Annotated in this window: 15 protein-coding genes; 7 read left to right on the top strand and 8 right to left on the bottom strand. The window is 72.4% G+C overall.

Going from position 1 to position 16,226, the window contains the following annotated elements; translation table 11 throughout:
* Positions 1-22: 22 nt before the first annotated feature.
* Genes H577_RS14840 through H577_RS0102695 form a run of 5 tightly spaced genes read left to right on the top strand, consistent with a single transcriptional unit; the run spans position 23 to position 3,215 of the window.
* On the top strand, positions 23-781 hold the full coding sequence (locus tag H577_RS14840) for a FadR/GntR family transcriptional regulator (protein WP_211217876.1): 759 nt from the start codon (positions 23-25) through the stop codon (positions 779-781).
* Positions 782-785: 4 nt separating this feature from the next.
* Positions 786-1,556: an LLM class flavin-dependent oxidoreductase gene (locus H577_RS0102710; RefSeq protein WP_029144648.1), complete on the top strand. Its 771-nt coding sequence runs from the start codon at positions 786-788 to the stop codon at positions 1,554-1,556.
* Positions 1,557-1,591: 35 nt separating this feature from the next.
* Positions 1,592-1,840 (top strand): type II toxin-antitoxin system Phd/YefM family antitoxin, encoded by a 249-nt coding sequence (locus tag H577_RS0102705; protein WP_029144647.1) that lies wholly within the window; start codon positions 1,592-1,594, stop codon positions 1,838-1,840.
* A gap of 23 nt (positions 1,841-1,863) precedes the next feature.
* A complete protein-coding gene (locus H577_RS0102700) occupies positions 1,864-2,217 on the top strand; it encodes a type II toxin-antitoxin system VapC family toxin (RefSeq protein ID WP_245570311.1) in 354 nt (117 codons plus the stop codon).
* 14 nt (positions 2,218-2,231) lie between these two features.
* The gene (locus H577_RS0102695; protein ID WP_029144645.1) at positions 2,232-3,215 is read left to right on the top strand and encodes an epimerase; all 984 of its coding nucleotides are present in this window, start codon (positions 2,232-2,234) and stop codon (positions 3,213-3,215) included.
* Positions 3,216-3,236: 21 nt separating this feature from the next.
* Here the strand turns inward: H577_RS0102695 and H577_RS14835 are convergent, their stop codons facing one another.
* Together H577_RS14835 and H577_RS0102685 are read right to left on the bottom strand one after the other, a co-directional pair.
* Entirely contained in the window at positions 3,237-4,646 is a 1,410-nt protein-coding gene (locus tag H577_RS14835; protein WP_051191630.1) for an MFS transporter, read from the bottom strand.
* 63 nt (positions 4,647-4,709) lie between these two features.
* Complete coding sequence (locus H577_RS0102685) at positions 4,710-5,579, bottom strand: NYN domain-containing protein (RefSeq protein ID WP_036283315.1); 870 nt, start codon at positions 5,577-5,579, stop codon at positions 4,710-4,712.
* Positions 5,580-5,616: 37 nt separating this feature from the next.
* Between H577_RS0102685 and H577_RS0102680 the strand changes: the two genes are divergently transcribed.
* Positions 5,617-5,982, top strand: coding sequence for a PLDc N-terminal domain-containing protein (locus H577_RS0102680; RefSeq protein WP_029144643.1), 366 nt, complete (start codon positions 5,617-5,619; stop codon positions 5,980-5,982).
* Here H577_RS0102680 and H577_RS0102675 read toward each other — a convergent pair.
* Both H577_RS0102675 and H577_RS0102670 read right to left on the bottom strand, forming a co-directional pair.
* The gene (locus H577_RS0102675) at positions 5,967-6,959 is read right to left on the bottom strand and encodes a Gfo/Idh/MocA family protein (RefSeq protein WP_029144642.1); all 993 of its coding nucleotides are present in this window, start codon (positions 6,957-6,959) and stop codon (positions 5,967-5,969) included. The genes H577_RS0102680 and H577_RS0102675 overlap by 16 nt on opposite strands.
* Before the next feature lie 10 nt (positions 6,960-6,969).
* Positions 6,970-8,307 carry an O-acetylhomoserine aminocarboxypropyltransferase/cysteine synthase family protein gene (locus tag H577_RS0102670; protein WP_029144641.1) on the bottom strand — a complete coding sequence of 446 codons (1,338 nt, stop codon included), beginning with the start codon at positions 8,305-8,307 and terminating at the stop codon, positions 6,970-6,972.
* Between the two features lie 79 nt (positions 8,308-8,386).
* Between H577_RS0102670 and H577_RS0102665 the strand changes: the two genes are divergently transcribed.
* Positions 8,387-9,238, top strand: coding sequence for a sulfurtransferase (locus H577_RS0102665; protein ID WP_029144640.1), 852 nt, complete (start codon positions 8,387-8,389; stop codon positions 9,236-9,238).
* Here the strand turns inward: H577_RS0102665 and H577_RS0102660 are convergent.
* The 4 genes from H577_RS0102660 to hrpA all read right to left on the bottom strand — a co-directional run bounded on the left by H577_RS0102660 (position 9,222) and on the right by hrpA (position 16,187).
* Entirely contained in the window at positions 9,222-10,163 is a 942-nt protein-coding gene (locus tag H577_RS0102660; protein WP_029144639.1) for a quinone oxidoreductase family protein, read from the bottom strand. The genes H577_RS0102665 and H577_RS0102660 overlap by 17 nt on opposite strands.
* A 12-nt stretch (positions 10,164-10,175) precedes the next feature.
* Entirely contained in the window at positions 10,176-11,873 is a 1,698-nt protein-coding gene (mctP, locus tag H577_RS14830; protein WP_051191629.1) for a monocarboxylate uptake permease MctP, read from the bottom strand.
* Positions 11,873-12,142 carry a DUF3311 domain-containing protein gene (locus H577_RS0102650; protein ID WP_029144638.1) on the bottom strand — a complete coding sequence of 90 codons (270 nt, stop codon included), beginning with the start codon at positions 12,140-12,142 and terminating at the stop codon, positions 11,873-11,875. Before H577_RS0102650 ends, mctP begins: the two co-directional genes overlap by 1 nt.
* 85 nt (positions 12,143-12,227) lie before the next feature.
* Complete coding sequence (gene hrpA, locus H577_RS0102645) at positions 12,228-16,187, bottom strand: ATP-dependent RNA helicase HrpA (protein WP_029144637.1); 3,960 nt, start codon at positions 16,185-16,187, stop codon at positions 12,228-12,230.
* Between the last annotated feature and the right edge of the window lie 39 nt (positions 16,188-16,226).

Here is a 16,226-nt window from a genome sequence, read left to right as displayed (position 1 = left end):
CCCGTTTCGCTAGAGTCGTCACATGTCCACCTCGCCGGTCACTTCCGACGGCGCCGGGCCGATGCTGGCCGGGCCCGAGTTGAACGGCATCACGCGGCTCTCGGCATCCGACACCGTGCGCGCGCGCATCGCGCTCGCCGTCGACCTGGAACTGATCGGCCCCGACGAGCGGCTCCCCCCCGACGCCGAGATCGCGCAGGCGCTCGACGTCAGCGAGATGACCGTGCGGCGCGCGCTCGAGGCGATGGCCGAGGACGGTCTCGTCGAGCGCCGCCGGGGGCGCAACGGCGGCACCTTCGCGACGGGGCGGCGGATGCGGCTGCCCGACGCCGCCGTCGAGGCGTACCGCGCCGACGCGGCGACCGTGCACCGGCTGATCGATGAGCGCACCCTGTACGAGTGCGCGCTCGCGCACCACGCCGCGCTGGCGGCCACGCCGCAGCAGCTGGGGTCGCTGCGCGCGCACGTCGACGAGGCGGCGCGGGCTCAGGACTGGACGGCCTACCATCACGCCGACGAGCGGTTCCACCGCGCGGTGGCGCAGGCGAGCGGCCTGGACTGGGCGGCGCCGCTGTACGCGGGCGTGCTGGAGCGCCTGTACCGCTACTTCATCCCGTACCCGATCGACCGGCTGCGCGCCGCCAACGAGGACCACGCGCAGATCGTCGCCGCGTTCGCCGATCGCGATCCGGTGCGGGCGGTCGAGGTGATGCGCGCCCACGTGCAGGAACTGCACCACACCATGTTCATCGGCGACCGGTTCGCCCCGCGAGAAGGCTGATCCGATGTCGCACGCACTCGTCTCGATCGGCGTGGCCGGCACGCTCGGGCCCGACGCGATCGCACGGATCGCCGTCGGGGTCGAGGATGCCGGCCTGCACGCGCTGTGGGTGAACGACACCCCCGGCGGCGACGCCCTGGCCGGACTGCGCGCTGCGGCCGCGGTGACCGGGCGGCTGACGCTCGGCACCGGCGTCGTGCCGCTGGACCGCCGCACGCCGGAGCAGATCCTCGCAGCCGTCGCGGACCTGCCCGCGGATCGGCTGGTGCTTGGGATCGGGTCGGGTCAGGCATCCGGCCCCGTGCTCGCCGCGACGCGCGACGCTGTGCACACGCTGCGCGAAGGCACCACGGCGCGCATCGTGGTGGGGGCGCTGGGTCCGAAGATGCGGGCGCTGGCCGCATCGGACGCCGACGGGATGCTGCTGAACTGGCTGACGCCCGACGCCGCCGCGGCGCAGACCGCGCAGGCGCACGCGGTCTCGCCGTCCGCGTACGTCGCGCTGTACGTGCGCACCGCCCTCGACGACGGCGGGATGCCCCGGCTGCGCGCCGAGGCCGGCAGGTACGCGACGTTCCCGAAGTACGCGGCCAACTTCGCCCGGCTGGGCATCGCCGCCGACGACACCGTGCTCACCCCCGACGACGCAGCCGACCGGCTGCCGGCCTACCGCGCCGCCGTCGACGAGGTCGTGCTGCGCGCCATGACCGCATCGGACGACGTGGCCGCGTACGTGCGGTTCGCCGATCGCGCCGCGGAGCTTGCGGCGGTATGACCTGCTCAGGGTAGCACTTGTGCTACTCTGAAGCCATGACCACGGTGGGACTGCGCGAGTTGCGCCAGAGTGCCTCTGACCTCGTGCGACGGGTCGAGGAGGGTGAGGAGATCACGATCACCGTCGCCGGGCGACCCAGTGCACGTCTGGTTGCGGCAGCGCCTCGACCATGGCGCGGTTTCACGGCGATCGCGGCCCTGTACACCGGTGTCGACGACACCGAGTGGGACGACGATCGTGATCGCATCGATCAGGCGCTGCGCGATCCGTGGGCGGCGGTGTGAGAGCCGTCCTCGACACAAGTGTCGTGACCGCGCCCGCGGTGGCACCGCTCGAGGGAGAGTTGGCCATCAGCGCGGTGACGCTTGCGGAGCTGCACTTCGGCGTTCTCGTCGCCAGGCGTCCCGAGATCCGGGCGGAGAGACTGCGGCGGCTGTCCATCCTGCAGCACGAGTTCGACGCCCTTCCGCTCGATGAGGCTGTTGCTGCGGGCTACGGGCAATTGGCGGCCGCCCTGGTCGACATCGGGCGTCAGCCACGAGCGCGCACGATGGACCTGCTGATCGCGGCCACGGCTCTTGCCCACTCCGCGTGCCTGTACACACGGAACCCCCGCGACTTCGTCGGGGTCGACGGTCTCGTCGAGATCGTCGCCGTCTGACGTAGGCTCGCCGTGTGTCCGCTCCGATCGCCGTCGTCGCCGGCGGCTCAGGATTCGTCGGGCGGGCGATCACCACCGCGCTGCGCGAGGACGGATACACCGTGCGCCTCATCGGCCGCGCAGGACCCGATGCGCGCTGGGATGACCCCGCGTCGGTGCGGCGCGCGGTGGACGGCGCCGACCTGCTCGTGAATCTCGCCGGAAAGTCCGTGGACTGCCGCTACAACGATCCCAACCGCGACGAGATCCTGCGCTCCCGCGTCGAGACCACCCGGGCGCTGCACGACGCGGTGGCCGCGGCATCCCGACCTCCCACGGTGTGGCTGAACGCGAGCACCGCGACGATCTACCGTTACGCGATCGACCGCCCGCAGCGCGAGCAGGACGGCGAGTACGGCACCGGGTTCTCGGTCGACGTCGCCCGCGCCTGGGAGGACGAGTTCTTCCGCGGCGATCTACCCGCCACCCGGCGCGTCGCGCTGCGGATGGCGATCGTGCTCGGCGACGGGCCCGCCACCGGCATGCTGTTCCGGCTCGCGCGCGTCGGACTGGGCGGACCGCAGTACGACGGCCGCTGGGTGCCGCACCGCCGATACCGTGGCATCGGACCGCACCCGACCGGCGACGGGCGCGCGCCCTGGCACCGATCGGGCGGCCGGCAGCGGTTCAGCTGGATCCATATCGACGACGTCGTCGGCGCGGTGCGGTTGCTGCGCGACACTCCCGGGCTCGACGGCCCGGTGAACCTCGCCTCGCCCGGTCCGCGCGACAATCGCACCCTCATGGCGATGCTGCGCCACACGGTGCGGATGCCGGTGGGTCTGCCCGCGCCGCGGTGGATGCTGGAACCGGCGATGTGGGCGCTGCGCACCGAACCCGAGCTCGTACTCAAGAGCCGGTGGGTGCTGCCCGGGCGGCTCACCGAGGCCGGCTATGCGTTCTCGCATCCGCACCTCGACGCCGCGCTCGCCGACGTCTGGCGGCGGATGCGCGAATAGCGCGGGTGCGCGGGCCCACGCTCAGCCGGTCGGCTGCTCGTCGGCGATCGCCACGTGCGGGATCACCAGCGTGCACGCCACCAGCAGCACCGCCGAGACCGCCACGCCCACGAACACGGCGGTCGAGCCCGCCTGGACGGCGGCGGGATGCGCCGACCCCCCGCCGGCGAGGATCACCGCGTTCGCGATCGCCCCGTACACCGCCACGCCCACCGAGCTGCCCACCGACCGGGCGAGCATGTTCGTGCCCGACACGACGCCGCGCCGGCGCAGCGGCACCGACGACTGCGCGGCGATCAGCGACGGGTTCGCGACCAGTCCCAGGCCCAGCCCGACCACGAAGCAGCCGAGCGCCGTGAGCCACAGCGACGGGGCCGCCGCGAACACCAGCAGCAGCACGGCACCGGTCACCGCCAGCGTCGACCCGATCACCGCGGTGGAACGGAACCCGATGCGCAGGTAGAACCGGCCCGCGAGCGACCCGCTGATCGGCCAGCCGAGGCTCAGTGCGGCCACCGCGAGCCCGGCGAGCAGGGGAGTGGCGCCAGCGGTCGACTCCAGGAACGTCGGCACGAACGAGGTGAGCCCGATCATCACCGCCCCGACGCCGAGCGCGGCCAGCGACGTGGTCACCACGACCCGGCTCGTGAACACCCACGGCGCCAGCACCGGGTCGGCCGCCCGCCGCTCGACCACGGCGAACAGCACCAGCAGGCCGGCGCCGGCGGCGAAGCATCCGATCGACTGCCAGCTGTTCCACGCCCAGCCCTGCCCGCCCTCGAGCACGCCCAGCACCAGCAGCACCAGCGCGACGATCAGCAGGGCGGAGCCGGCCACGTCGATGCGCCGCCGGTGGCGGGTGAAGTCCTCGTGGTAGCTGCGCACCAGCATGAACAGCGCGAGGATACCGAGCGGCACGTTGACCCAGAAGATCCACCGCCACGACAGGAACTGCGCGAACAGGCCGCCCAGGGTGGGGCCGACGACCGACGAGATCGCCCACACGCTGGCCAGGTACGCCTGCGCCGTGGCGCGCTCGCGCACCGTGTAGATGTCGCCCGCGATCGTCATCGCCGTCGGCGTGATCGCCCCGGCCCCCAGGCCCTGCACGGCACGGAACACGATGAGCGCGGTCATGTTCCACGCCAGCGCACTGGCGACCGACCCGGCCAGGAACAGCCCGATGCCCACGATCATGATCGGCTTGCGGCCGAGCGTGTCGCACAGCTTCGCATACACCGGCACCGACGCGGCCTGCGCGAGCAGGTACACCGAGAACAGCCACGGGAACTGGCTGAACCCGCCCAGCTCGCCGACGATCGTCGGCACCGCGGTGGCGAGGATCGTGGAGTCGATCGCGATGAGGAACGTCGACAGCATCAGCGACAGCAGGATCGGGCCGCGCTCGGTCCGCAATCCCACACCCGCCATGTCAACAGCCAACCACGCACACGCCCCGCGACATTCCCGCGTGGCGCCTGCCGCACCCGCGGATCAGGCGCGTGAGGGCGACAGGCGCACCGTGACGATGTTCGTCGACTCGTCGAGCTCGGCCACCTCGGGGTGCGCCTTCACGAAGTCCGAGAACGACCGGTGGCCGAGGGCCTTCTCACTGAACGACGGATCCATCCGGCGCATGAGGTTCTTCACCGCCGACAGGTGCATCCACTCGTCGTCGGTGCGCACGTGTTCGAGCGTGAGCGCACGCTCGAGCAGCTCGGCGGCGACGTCCGGCTCCTTCTTCTTGCGCCGGCGGGTGGGTGTGGCATCCGTCTGCTCGGTCTTCTTCGCCGGGACCGGGGTGGGGACCCCGGGCAGCGAGTCGTAGCTGTCGAACTGGTCACAGGCCGCCGCGAGCGACTTGGCCGTGGACCCGGCCACGCCCACCCCGACGACGATGCGCCCCAGCCGCTTGCAGCGCTGGGCGAGCGGCACATAGTCGGAATCGCCAGCGACGATCACCACATGGCTGAGGTCGGGCAGGCGGAACATGTCCTCGACGGTGTCGACGGCCAGCCGGATGTCGGCACCGTTCTTCGCATACGCGGCGGCGGGGAACAGCTGCACCAGGTCGACCGCGCGGGCCACCAGCTGGGTGCGGTACTCGGCGTTGACCGGGTTCGACCAGTCCGCGTACGCACGGGTGAGCACGAGCGTGCCGAACGAGGCGGCGTAGTCGATGATCGCGCCCACGTCGACCGTCGCCTCGGCCAGGCGGGCGGCGATCTCGGGCTCGGACGGGTCGGCGGCGATGCGCTGCCGGTCGCGGGAATAGGCGTTGCGGCCGTGCACCCGGTCGTACCACGACATCACGATGTTGTCGAAATCGAGATAGACGGCGACGCGGGCATCCTGTGCTGACATGCTCACCAGTGTGGCAGGTCCGCCTATGCTCGTGTCCATGCCGTACCTGTTCTCGCTGCTGGTCGTGGCCGCGACCGTGTTCGCGGTGGTCGACATCATCACCCGTGACGAGGGCCAGGTGCGGCACATGCCCAAGGTGGTGTGGCTGCTGCTGGTGATCCTGCTGCCGCTTCTGGGGGTCGTGCTGTGGTTCACGATCGGGCGGGAGTATCCCGAACGTGACCGGCCGGTGCGCAGCCCCCGCGGGTACGCCGACCCACCGCCGGCGCCGTCGGCGCCGATGCCACCGCGCGACACCCGCACCACCGAGCAGCAGCTGGCCGACCTGGAACGCGAGATCGAGCAGGAGCGGCGCCGGGCCGAGGCGCGACGCCGCGCGCAGGACGGTCAGTCGGCCGAGTAGGCGACGCCGATGCGCGCCCGTACCTCGTCCAGGCACGCCATGATCGCCACGGTCTGGTCGATCGGCTGCACGTCGCCGTCGCGCCGGCCCGAGGCGATGATCCGCTCGGCCTCGAGCGCTTCGAACTGCATGCCGCGGCCGTCGATGCGCGAGACGTACTCCTCGCGCACGGTGCCGTCGGGCCCGATCAACCGGAACGAGGTCGGCGTGTACCAGACCCGGTCGATGTCGATGCGGCCTTCGGTGCCCACGATGTATGCCACGTTGGGGCCGGCGGCACGCGACGACGACAGCGTCGTCGAGATCGCCCCGCCCGCGTGGCCGAACACGGTGGCCACCTCGGTGTCGGCACCCGTGTCGCCCAGCCGGGCCTGCGCGTCGATGCGCACCGGTGCGCCGAGGATGTCCCACGCGAACGAGATCGGGTAGATCCCGAGATCCAGCAGCGCGCCGCCGCCGAGTTCCAGCGCGTTCAGGCGATGTGTCGGGTCGGTCGGCAGCGACTGGGTGTGGTCGGCATGCAGGACCCGCACCTCGCCGATCGCGCCCGAAGCGACGAGCTCGCGCACCCGCCGCATGTGCGGCAGATAGCGGGTCCACATCGCCTCCATCGCCAGCAGCCCGTGCGCGGCCGCGGCATCGCGCACCGCCGCCGCCTGCCGGGCGTTGAGCGTGAACGCCTTCTCGACGAGCACGTGCTTGCGGTGCCGCAGGCACAGCAGGGCGTCGTCGGCGTGCATCGGGTGCGGTGTGGCGATGTAGACGATGTCGACCTCGTCGTCGGCGGCGAGGGCCTCGTAAGAGCCGTGCGCGCGCGGAATGTCGAATGCGCGGGCGAACCGCTCGGCCGACGCGGCGTTGCGTGAGCCGACGGCGCGCACGTCGAGACCTGCCGTGCGCAGGTCCGCGGTGAACGCGTGGGCGATGCCGCCGGTGGCGAGGATGCCCCACCGCAGGCCGGGTGCCGGTGTGCTCATGCCCCTCAGACTACGGCCGCAGCCCGCCGGTCAGTGCGCCGGTCAGCGCGCCGTCGAGGTCGGCGATCAGGTCGTCGGGGTCCTCGAGGCCGATCGAGAGACGCACCGTGGTCGGCGAGATGCCCGCCTCGGCCAGCTGCCGTGCCGACAGGTGGCTGTGCGTCATCGACGCCGGGTGGGTGACGATGCTGCGTGCGTCACCGATGTTCGCCAGCAGCCGCAGCACCCGCAGCCGGTCCACGAACCGTTCGACGAGCGCGAAATCGGCGTCGGCGTCGCCGGTGCCGGGCAGGTCGATCGAGAACACCGACGGCACCCCGCGGGGCAGGTAGATGCGGGATGCCGCGTGCCACGGGCTGGCCGGCAGTCCGGGGTGGTGTACCCGGGCGACACCGCGGTGGCCGGCCAGATGCTGGGCCACGCGCTGCGCGGATGCCGCGTGCCGCTGCATGCGCAGATCGAGGGTCTCCAGTCCCTGCAGCAGCGTGAACGCGGCCGAGGCGCCGAGCGTCGGGCCGAGGTCGTGCAGGTACTTCGTCCTGATCAGGGCGACCAGCGGCGAGGCGAAGTGCTCGGCGAGGCTGCGCTCGTGGCCGAGTCGGCGCGACGGTGCGGTCAGCGCCGGCCAACGGCCCGGATCGGCCGTGAAATCGAACGTGCCCAGGTCGACCACCACTCCGCCGAGCACCGACCCGTGACCGCCGATGAACTTCGTCGCCGAGTGCACCGAGACATCCGCCCCCCACTGCCGGGGCTGCTGCAGGTACGGGGTGGCCACGGTGTTGTCGACCACCAGCGGCACCCCGGCCGCGTGGGCGGCGTCGGCGACCGCGCGCACGTCGAGCACCTGGGCGATCGGGTTCGCGACCGTCTCGGCGAAGAAGGCGCGGGTCTCGGGGCGTACCGCGCCGCGCCAGGCGGCGATGTCGTCCTGGTCGACGAACGAGGTCTGTATGCCCCAGTCGGGCAGGGTGTCTTCGAGCAGGTCGACGGTGCCGCCGTACAGCTGCCGGGCGGCGACGATGTGACCGCCGCGGCCGGCGAGGGCCAGCAGGGTGAGGGCGACCGCGGCCTGCCCCGACGCGAGCGCCACCGCGGCGATTCCGCCCTCCAGTGCGGCGACCCGCTGTTCGAGCACGGTCACGGTGGGGTTCGCGGTGCGCGAGTAGACGTCGCCGTCACAGCGGTGCGCGAACAGGTCGCGGGCGTGCGAGAGCGAAGCCGGCTCGAACGCAGTGGACTGGTGGATGGGCGGGACCGCCGACCGCACCGCGGTGGCGGCGGAGAACCCGGCCTGCACCTGGGTGGTGGCGAAGCCCCGGGTGGGACAGTCGGAGGCGTCGGACATGCGTCCATTGTCCGGGCCGGGGCCGTGCGCGAGTGTGGCGTGTGTCGAACTGTTGCGTCCGACGCGGCACGATGGAACCATGAACCCGCTGATCAGCGCCGCCGACCTGTCCGACCTGCTCGCCACGGGCGCCCCGGTGCGCCTGTTGGATGTGCGCTACCGCCTCGACGAGCCGGACGGCCGGCCCGCGTACCTGGCCGGACATCTGCCCGGCGCGGTGTATGTCGACATGGACACCGAGCTCGCGCACATCGGCGCCCCCGCGCAGGGCCGGCACCCTCTGCCACCGGTCGATGACCTGCAGGCCTCGGCGCGGCGGTGGGGTCTGAACCCCGGCGAGGTCGTGGTCGCCTACGACGACTGGAACATGATGGGCGCCGCGCGGGCATGGTTCCTGCTGCGTGGGTGCGGCATCGACGACGTGCGGGTGCTGGACGGCGGCCTTCGCGCGTGGCGCGACGCCGGCGGGAAGCTTGAGACCGGCGAGGTGCGGCCCGCACCCGGCACCGTGGTGCTGCACGAGATCACGCAGGGCGTGGCCTCCATCGACGAGGCCGCCGCGTGGCCGGCGCGCGGCGTGCTGCTGGACGTGCGGGCCCCGGAGCGGTACCGCGGCGAGAGCGAGCCGCTCGACCCGGTGGCCGGACACATCCCGGGCGCCGTCAACCTGCCGAGCACCGTGCATCTGCGCGACGGCAGGTTCGCGGATGCCGCGGCCATCCGCGATGCGTTCGCCGCAGCCGGCGCGACCGACGCCGTGCCGGTGGCCGCCTACTGCGGATCGGGGGTGACCGCCGCGCACACCGCGCTGGCCGGAGCGGTCGCCGGGATCGACGTGACCGTGTATCCGGGCTCGTGGAGCCAGTGGTCGAACACGCCCGGACGCGACGTGGCGACCGGAACCGAGAGCGCGGCTACGGGATCAGCGTGATCTTGCCGTCCACGCCCGCGGCGAGCGCCCGGTGCGCCTCGGCGGCCTCGGCGAGCGGAAAGCTCGGCCCGAGCTCCACCGAGAACCGGCCGGCCGCCATCAGCGCCAGGGTGACCGGCATCGCCTCGGCGCGCAGCTGCTGCTGGCGGGGCGTCAGCGGCTCGGGAGAGCCGCCCAGGAACGCGCGGATGCCCAGGGCCGCAGCATCCGCGCCCCGCACCAGCGTCGCCACCCGAGCGCGGTCCGGTGCCAGCCGCAGAGAGACGTCGATCGCCTCGTCGGTGCCGGCGACATCGACCACCGCGGTGATGCCCGCCGGCGCCGCGGCGCGCACCCGCTGCTCGAGCCCGTCGCCGTAGGCGACCGGGATCGCGCCCAGTTCGCGCAGCCGATCGTGCCGGCGGCCGGATGCGGTGGCCACCACGGCCGCACCCCACAGCGTCGCGAACTGCACGAGGGCCTGCCCCACCGCTCCCGAGCCGCCGTGCACCAGCACCGTGTCGCCGGCGCGCACGCTCAGCGAGCGCAGCGTCTGGTAGGCCGTCCCTGCCGGCACCCCCAGGGCCGCACCCTCGGCGGCCGACACCTGCGGCGGCCGCGGCTGCACGCACCCGGTCGGCACGGTGATCTCGGTGGCGTAGGTACCGGTCGCACCGAACACGATCACGTCCTGACCCACCGCCACGTCCTCGACGTCGGGCCCGACCGCGATCACGGTGCCCGCCCCGTCGCCGCCGATGCGTCGCGGGGCGGTGATCGCGCCGGTGGGGCGCAGCCCCGAGCGGATCTTCGCGTCGATCGGGTTGACGCCGGCGGCGTCGATGCGCACGGTGACCTCCCCGGCACCGGGTGCCGGGGAGGTCACCTCCGCACGCGTCAGGACCTCCGGTCCACCGAACTGGATGTACTCGATCGCCTGTGCCATCTCACCAGCATCTCACCCGGCCAGCGGGTTGCCGGGCTCGGCGGCCGCCTCCTTCTCGATCTCGATCACCTTCGGGTCGTGCTCGTCGGCACCGTAGTCCGACGCGCGCGTGCTGTCGGTGGCATCCACGACCTTGGCCAGGCGCAGGATGAGGGTGAGCACCGTGGCCACGACCGCGTTGATCACGAACGCCGACACGCCGATGTACACCGGGATGTCGGTGAACGGGAACGCCGCGATCGACCCGCCGAAGTGCTTGTGCGTGGCCGGGTTCACGACGTTGTAGGCGGCGACCGTGCCGTACACGATGCCCGTGGCCCAGCCGACCAGCAGTGCCCACTTGTTGAACCAGCGGGTGTACAGGCCCGCGACGATCGCCGGGAACGTCTGCAGGATCCAGATGCCGCCCAGCAGCTGCAGGTTGATCGCCGAGGACTGGTCCATGCCCAGCACGAACACCAGCGCACCGACCTTGACGATCAGCGACACCAGCTTCGAGACCTTCGCCTCCTGCTGCGGGGTGGCGTCCTTCTTGAAGAAGTCCCGGTACACGTTGCGGGTGAACAGGTTCGACGCCGCGATCGACATGATCGCCGCCGGCACCAGCGCCCCGATCGCGATGGCCGCCAGCGCGACGCCCGCGAACCACTTCGGGAACGCGTCGCTGAACAGCTGCGGCACCACCAGCTGCGCGTTCACCGCCCCGTTCACGTCGACCGGCGCCGTGCCCGCCTTGATCGCCACATAGCCCAGGAGCGCCAGACCGCCGAGCATCAGCGAGTACAGCGGCAGGATCATCGCGTTGCGGCGGATGGTGTTGCGGCTCTTGGTGGCCAGCACGCCGGTGATCGAGTGCGGGTACATGAACAGCGCCATCGCCGAGCCCAGAGCCAGCGTCCAGTACGCGTTGAACGACGCCGCGCCCGGGATCACGGCGCCGAACGGGGCGCCGGTGGCGGGGTTGGTGGCACTGAGCTTGTCGTCGGCGGCCGAGAAGATGTTCTCCCACCCGCCGAACTTGGTCGGCAGGTAGATGATCGCCACCACGATGGCCACGTAGATGAGGATGTCTTTGACCACCGCGATGAGCGCCGGCGCCCGCAGCCCCGCCGTGTAGGTGTAGGCGGCCAGCACGACGAACGCGATGATCAGCGGCAGGTCGGCCATGAACCAGTTCGTGTTCGAGCCCAGGCCCAGCACCGTCAGCACCGACTTGATGCCCACCAGCTGCAGGGCGATGTACGGCATCGTCGCGATGATGCCGGTGACGGCCACCGCCAGCGACAGGCTGCGGCTGCCGTACCGGCCGCCGATGAAGTCGGCCGGGGTGACGTAGCCGTGCCGATGCGACACCGACCACAGCCGCGACATCAGCAGGAACACGATCGGGTAGAGCACGATCGTGTACGGCACGGCGAAGAAGCCGCTCACCGCACCCGAGGCCCACATCGCGGCCGGCACGGCCACGAACGTGTAGGCGGTGTACAGGTCGCCGCCCAGCAGGAACCAGGTGACCCAGGTGCCGAACCCGCGGCCGCCCAGGCCCCACTCGTCCAGCGAGTGCAGGCCGCGCTCGGCCGGCGCGGTACGCCACCGCGAGGCGAGGAAGCCGATCACCGCCACCACCACGAACAGCACGACGACGATGACCAGCGGCACCCAGTCGACCGGGCGCTGCGGGGGGACCGGGTCTGCGAACAGCACAGGCATCAGGCATCCCTCCGGCCACGGACCTCGGCGCGACGGCGCCGGTCCTCATTGCGCATGATCACGTAGGCGACGGCCAGCAGGCCCGAGGCGATGAACACCCACAGCAGCTGGTACCAGTAGAAGAACGGGATGCCCCACAGGGCGGGGTCCCAGCTCGCGTACATCGGCACGAGCAGGGGCATCACGATCGCGAGCGCGATGAGGATGCCGGAGATGACATACGGTCCGGGCCGTGCCGGACCGCGCGTCGGAGTGTCGGGGGAGGTCATCGTCGTTCCTTCCGCATTCAGTTGTCGTCCGGGTCGGATTCCATCCGACCCGGGAAGACACTTTTCACCCGGCGGGGCGGTCGCGTCAAGTCCCCGACAGCGCCTTGTGGATGCGCGGCAACGACACCGAACCGGCGGTGCCCAGCGCCTGGGCGAACAGGCTCACCCGGTACTCCTCGAGCATCCAGCGCACCGTCACCAGCCGTGCCGCCTCGTCGGAGGCGGGCGGGATGGTGCCGCCGGCGTCGGCGTACGCGGCGGCGGCGCGCTCGTATTCGGTCTGCCGCTGCCGGTCACGGCCGGGCGCGTCGGGCAGCTCGCGCACCCGCTGCAGCGCGGCCTGCAGGTAGCGGGGCAGGTGCACGAGCCGGTCCAGGCCGGTGCGCGAGACGAATCCGGGGTGGACCAGGCCCGCGAGCTGGCCCTTCACATCGTTCAGCGCCGCCAGCAGGGTGAGCGCGTTGGTGCCCTTGACGGCGCGTTCCACGTCGCGGGCGGCGACCAGGATGCGCGCCAGCAACGAGACCGCGGCGAACAGCTCGTCGACCACGGCGGCCGAGAACGCCTCGCGCACGCGGTCGAAGTCGGCGGCGGTGCGGACGACGCCGTCGGGCTGCACGCGGCCGATGACGGCGTCGGCGACGGCGACACGGCAGTCCTCGACCGCGGCGCGGGCCGACGGGTACGGCGAGGCGGCCAGCGCCAGCTTCTCGGCGGCGGTGAGGTGGTCGAGCACGTACTCGGCCGGACTGGGCGTCGAGCACAGCACCAGCCGGCGCACCCCGGCGCGGGTGCTCGCCTCGGCCTGCTCGGGTGTGGCCATGATGCGCAGGTCGACGGCCGCACCGGTGTCGACCAGGGCGGGGTAGCCGCGCACGACGCCGCCGGGGACGGTGGTGTCGACGACCTCGGGAAGCGTGCCGAGATCCCACGTGGTCATGCCCGCTCGTTCGGCCGCGGCGGCGCCCTGCGGCGGGCGGGGCGCGTCGGAACGGCCGCCGGCGGCACCGCGGCGGGTGGGGGTCGGGCGCGGAGTGTCGCCCAGCGACCTGGCCACGGCATCCCGCGATCTGTCGGCGAGCCGGGCCTGCAGCACCGCCAGGTCACGGTCGGAGCCGACCGTGCGGCCCCGGCCGTCGACGGCGCGGAACGAGACCTGCAGGTGGCCGGGCACGCGTGTCATGTCGAAGTCGTCGACGCCCACCGGCAGGCTCGCCACCCGCCGGATGCGGTCGGCCAGCGCCTGACGCAGCGTCGCGGCGGGCAGGCCCTCATGGTGCTCGGGCCCCTGCCCGGCCAGTTCGTCGGCGAAGCGGGACGCCCAATCGGATGCCGGCACCACATGTCGGCGGATCGCCTTGGGCAGCGCCTTGATGAGCGCGGCGATCAGCTCGTCGCGCAGACCCGGCACCTGCCAGTCGAACCCGTCCGGACGCAACTGTGGCAGCAGCGCCAGCGGCACGACGGCGGTGACCCCGTCGTCGGGCGCGCCCGGCTCGAAGCGATACGCCAGCGTCAGCTGCTGGTCGCCCTGCCGCCACCGCGTGGGGAAGTCGCGTTCGTCGGCGCGGGATGCCTCGTCGACGAGGTCGGCCTCGGTCATCTCGAGCAGCCGCGGGGTGCGCGCCTGCGCCTCGCGCCACCACGACTGGAACGAGCGCACGTCGAACACGTCGCGGGGCACACGGGCGTCGTAGAACGCGTACACCGCCTCGTCGCCGGCGAGGATGTCGCGTCGGCGCTCGCGCTCTTCGAGCTTCTCGAGGCGGCGGCGCAGCTCGCGGTTGCGCCGGTCGAACGCGGTCAGCCCCGTGCCGAGCGCGGTCGTGTCCCATTCGCCGTCGACCAGGGCGTGTCGCAGGAACAGCTCGCGCGCCATCGGCCGGTCGATGCGGGCCAGCTGCACGGTGCGGCGGGGGATGATCGGCACCCCGAACAGGGTGACCTTCTCGTCGGCGACGGCGGCACCGGCGTCCTTCGACCAGTGCGGGTCGGACAGCGACCGCTTGGCGAGGTCGCCGGCCGGGGCCTCGGCCCAAGCCGGGTCGATGACGGCGACCGTGCGCGCGAACAGCCGACTGGTCTCGACGAGCTCGGCGGCCATGACCGCCTGCGGGCGGGATGTGCGCAGCCCCGAGCCCGGGAAGATCGCGAACCGCGCGCCGCGGGCACCGAGGTACTCGGCACGGGGCTTGCCGCGCGTACCGCCGGGCTGACGACGGTCGCCGGCTGCCGCGAGCGACCGGGTGTCGAGCACGCCGATGTGCGAGAGCAGCCCCGACAGGATCGCCTGGTGGATCGCGTCGGGGTCGGCCGTGCCCCGGTCGCCGGGCCCACCCCGGTCGTGGGTTGAGGGCCTCAGCAGCGAGCCGAGCTGCCGGTGCACGTCGAACCACTCGCGCACCCGCACATAGTTCAGATACTCCGCGCGGCAGGTGCGCCGGAAGGCGCTCGAGCCGAGGTCGCGCTGCAGCTGCTGCAGGTGGTTCCACAGGTTCAGCAGGGTGAGGAAGTCGCTGGTCGGATCGGTGAACCGGGCGTGCAGCCGGTCGGCCTGGTCGCGGTGCTCGTCGGGCCGCTCGCGCACGTCGGGGATCGACAGTCCGGCGACGATCGCCTGCACCTCGGGCAGCACCCCGGTGCGGCGCGCCTGCAGCAGCATGCGCGCGAACCGCGGGTCGATGGGCAGACGCGCCAGCTCTCGGCCGATGTCGGTGAGCACCCGGCGACGCGTCGACCCGCCGCGCTCGCGGTGCGGCCGGGCGTCGTCGCGCTCGCGGGGCGGCCGGGTCGTCACCGCGCCCAGTTCGACGAGCAGGTCGAACGCCGCCTTCACGCCGCGCGAGTCGGGAGGGGTCAGGAACGGGAAGTCGGCGATGTCGCCGAACCCGAGTGCCAGCATCTGCAGCACCACCGATGCGAGGCTGGTGCGCAGGATCTCGGGCTCGGTGAACTCCGGACGCGACGCGAAGTCCTCGGCGGAGTACATCCGGATCGCCACGCCGGGCGCCGTACGCCCGGCGCGGCCGGAGCGCTGCTGGGCCGATGCCTGCGAGATCGGCTCGATCGGCAGCCGCTGCACCTTGCTGCGGGTGCTGTACCGCGAGATGCGGGCGGTGCCGGAATCCACCACGTACCGGATGCCCGGGACGGTCAGGCTCGTCTCGGCGACGTTGGTGGCGAGGATGACGCGTCGGCGCACGCCGGGGACCGCCGAGGGTTCGAACACCCGATGCTGGTCGGCGGCCGACAGTCGGCCGTACAGCGGCAGCACCTCGGTGGGGGCGGCATCCTTCGCGTACATGCCGCGGACGGCATCCATCGCATCACGGATCTCGGCCTCACCCGGCAGGAACACCAGCACGTCACCGGCCGGCTCCCGGTCGAGCTCGCGCAGCGCCGCCAGCAGCGGGTCGATGTCGTCGTCGGCGTCGTCGGTGCGCGCGCGGTACCGGATCTCGACCGGGTGGGTGCGGCCCGACACCTCGATGATCGGGGCGGGCACCCCCTGCGCGTCGGCGAAGTGCGCGGCGAAACTGGCGGGGTCGATCGTCGCCGAGGTGATGACCACCTTCAGATCCGGCCGGCGCGGCAGGATGCGGCGCAGATAGCCGATCAGGAAGTCGACGTTGAGCGAGCGCTCGTGCGCCTCGTCGACGATGATCGCGTCGTAGCGGGTCAGGAGCCGGTCGCGGTGGATCTCGTTGAGCAGGATGCCGTCGGTCATCAGTGCGATGCGGGTCTGGTCCGAGACCTTGTCGGTGAACCGCACCTTGTACCCGACCGTGGTGCCCACCGGCACCTGCAGCTCGCCCGCGATCCGCTCGGCGATGGAACGGGCGGCGATCCGCCGTGGCTGGGTGTGCGCGATGCGGCCGGCCCCGGCTTCGAGCAGGATCTTCGGCAGCTGGGTGGTCTTGCCCGACCCGGTCGCGCCGGCGACGATCACGACCTGGTGCGCGGCCACGGCGCGCGCGATCTCGTCCCGCGCCGCGCTGACGGGCAGCTCGGGCGGGTAGACGATCACGGGTTCGGGCGCAGACACAGCCTGCCATCGTACCGCCCGGCGGTGCGCTCAGGCGTG

The organism is Microbacterium luticocti DSM 19459, from assembly GCF_000422405.1.
GTDB lineage: Bacteria > Actinomycetota > Actinomycetes > Actinomycetales > Microbacteriaceae > Microbacterium > Microbacterium luticocti.
Note: the sequence above shows the minus strand (reverse complement) of the source record. Positions and strands in the feature narration are given on the sequence as shown.

What these genes read in the sequence shown, in the direction of transcription:
- H577_RS14840 (WP_211217876.1), top strand. Translation starts at nt 23, where the DNA reads ATGTCCACCTCGCCGGTCACTTCCGACGGCGCCGGGCCGATGCTGGCC.
- H577_RS0102710 (WP_029144648.1), top strand. Translation starts at nt 786, where the DNA reads ATGTCGCACGCACTCGTCTCGATCGGCGTGGCCGGCACGCTCGGGCCC.
- H577_RS0102705 (WP_029144647.1), top strand. Translation starts at nt 1,592, where the DNA reads ATGACCACGGTGGGACTGCGCGAGTTGCGCCAGAGTGCCTCTGACCTC.
- H577_RS14835 (WP_051191630.1), bottom strand. Translation starts at nt 4,646, where the DNA reads ATGGCGGGTGTGGGATTGCGGACCGAGCGCGGCCCGATCCTGCTGTCG.
- H577_RS0102685 (WP_036283315.1), bottom strand. Translation starts at nt 5,579, where the DNA reads ATGTCAGCACAGGATGCCCGCGTCGCCGTCTATCTCGATTTCGACAAC.
- H577_RS0102680 (WP_029144643.1), top strand. Translation starts at nt 5,617, where the DNA reads ATGCCGTACCTGTTCTCGCTGCTGGTCGTGGCCGCGACCGTGTTCGCG.
- H577_RS0102675 (WP_029144642.1), bottom strand. Translation starts at nt 6,959, where the DNA reads ATGAGCACACCGGCACCCGGCCTGCGGTGGGGCATCCTCGCCACCGGC.
- H577_RS0102670 (WP_029144641.1), bottom strand. Translation starts at nt 8,307, where the DNA reads ATGTCCGACGCCTCCGACTGTCCCACCCGGGGCTTCGCCACCACCCAG.
- H577_RS0102665 (WP_029144640.1), top strand. Translation starts at nt 8,387, where the DNA reads ATGAACCCGCTGATCAGCGCCGCCGACCTGTCCGACCTGCTCGCCACG.
- H577_RS0102660 (WP_029144639.1), bottom strand. Translation starts at nt 10,163, where the DNA reads ATGGCACAGGCGATCGAGTACATCCAGTTCGGTGGACCGGAGGTCCTG.
- mctP (WP_051191629.1), bottom strand. Translation starts at nt 11,873, where the DNA reads ATGCCTGTGCTGTTCGCAGACCCGGTCCCCCCGCAGCGCCCGGTCGAC.
- H577_RS0102650 (WP_029144638.1), bottom strand. Translation starts at nt 12,142, where the DNA reads ATGACCTCCCCCGACACTCCGACGCGCGGTCCGGCACGGCCCGGACCG.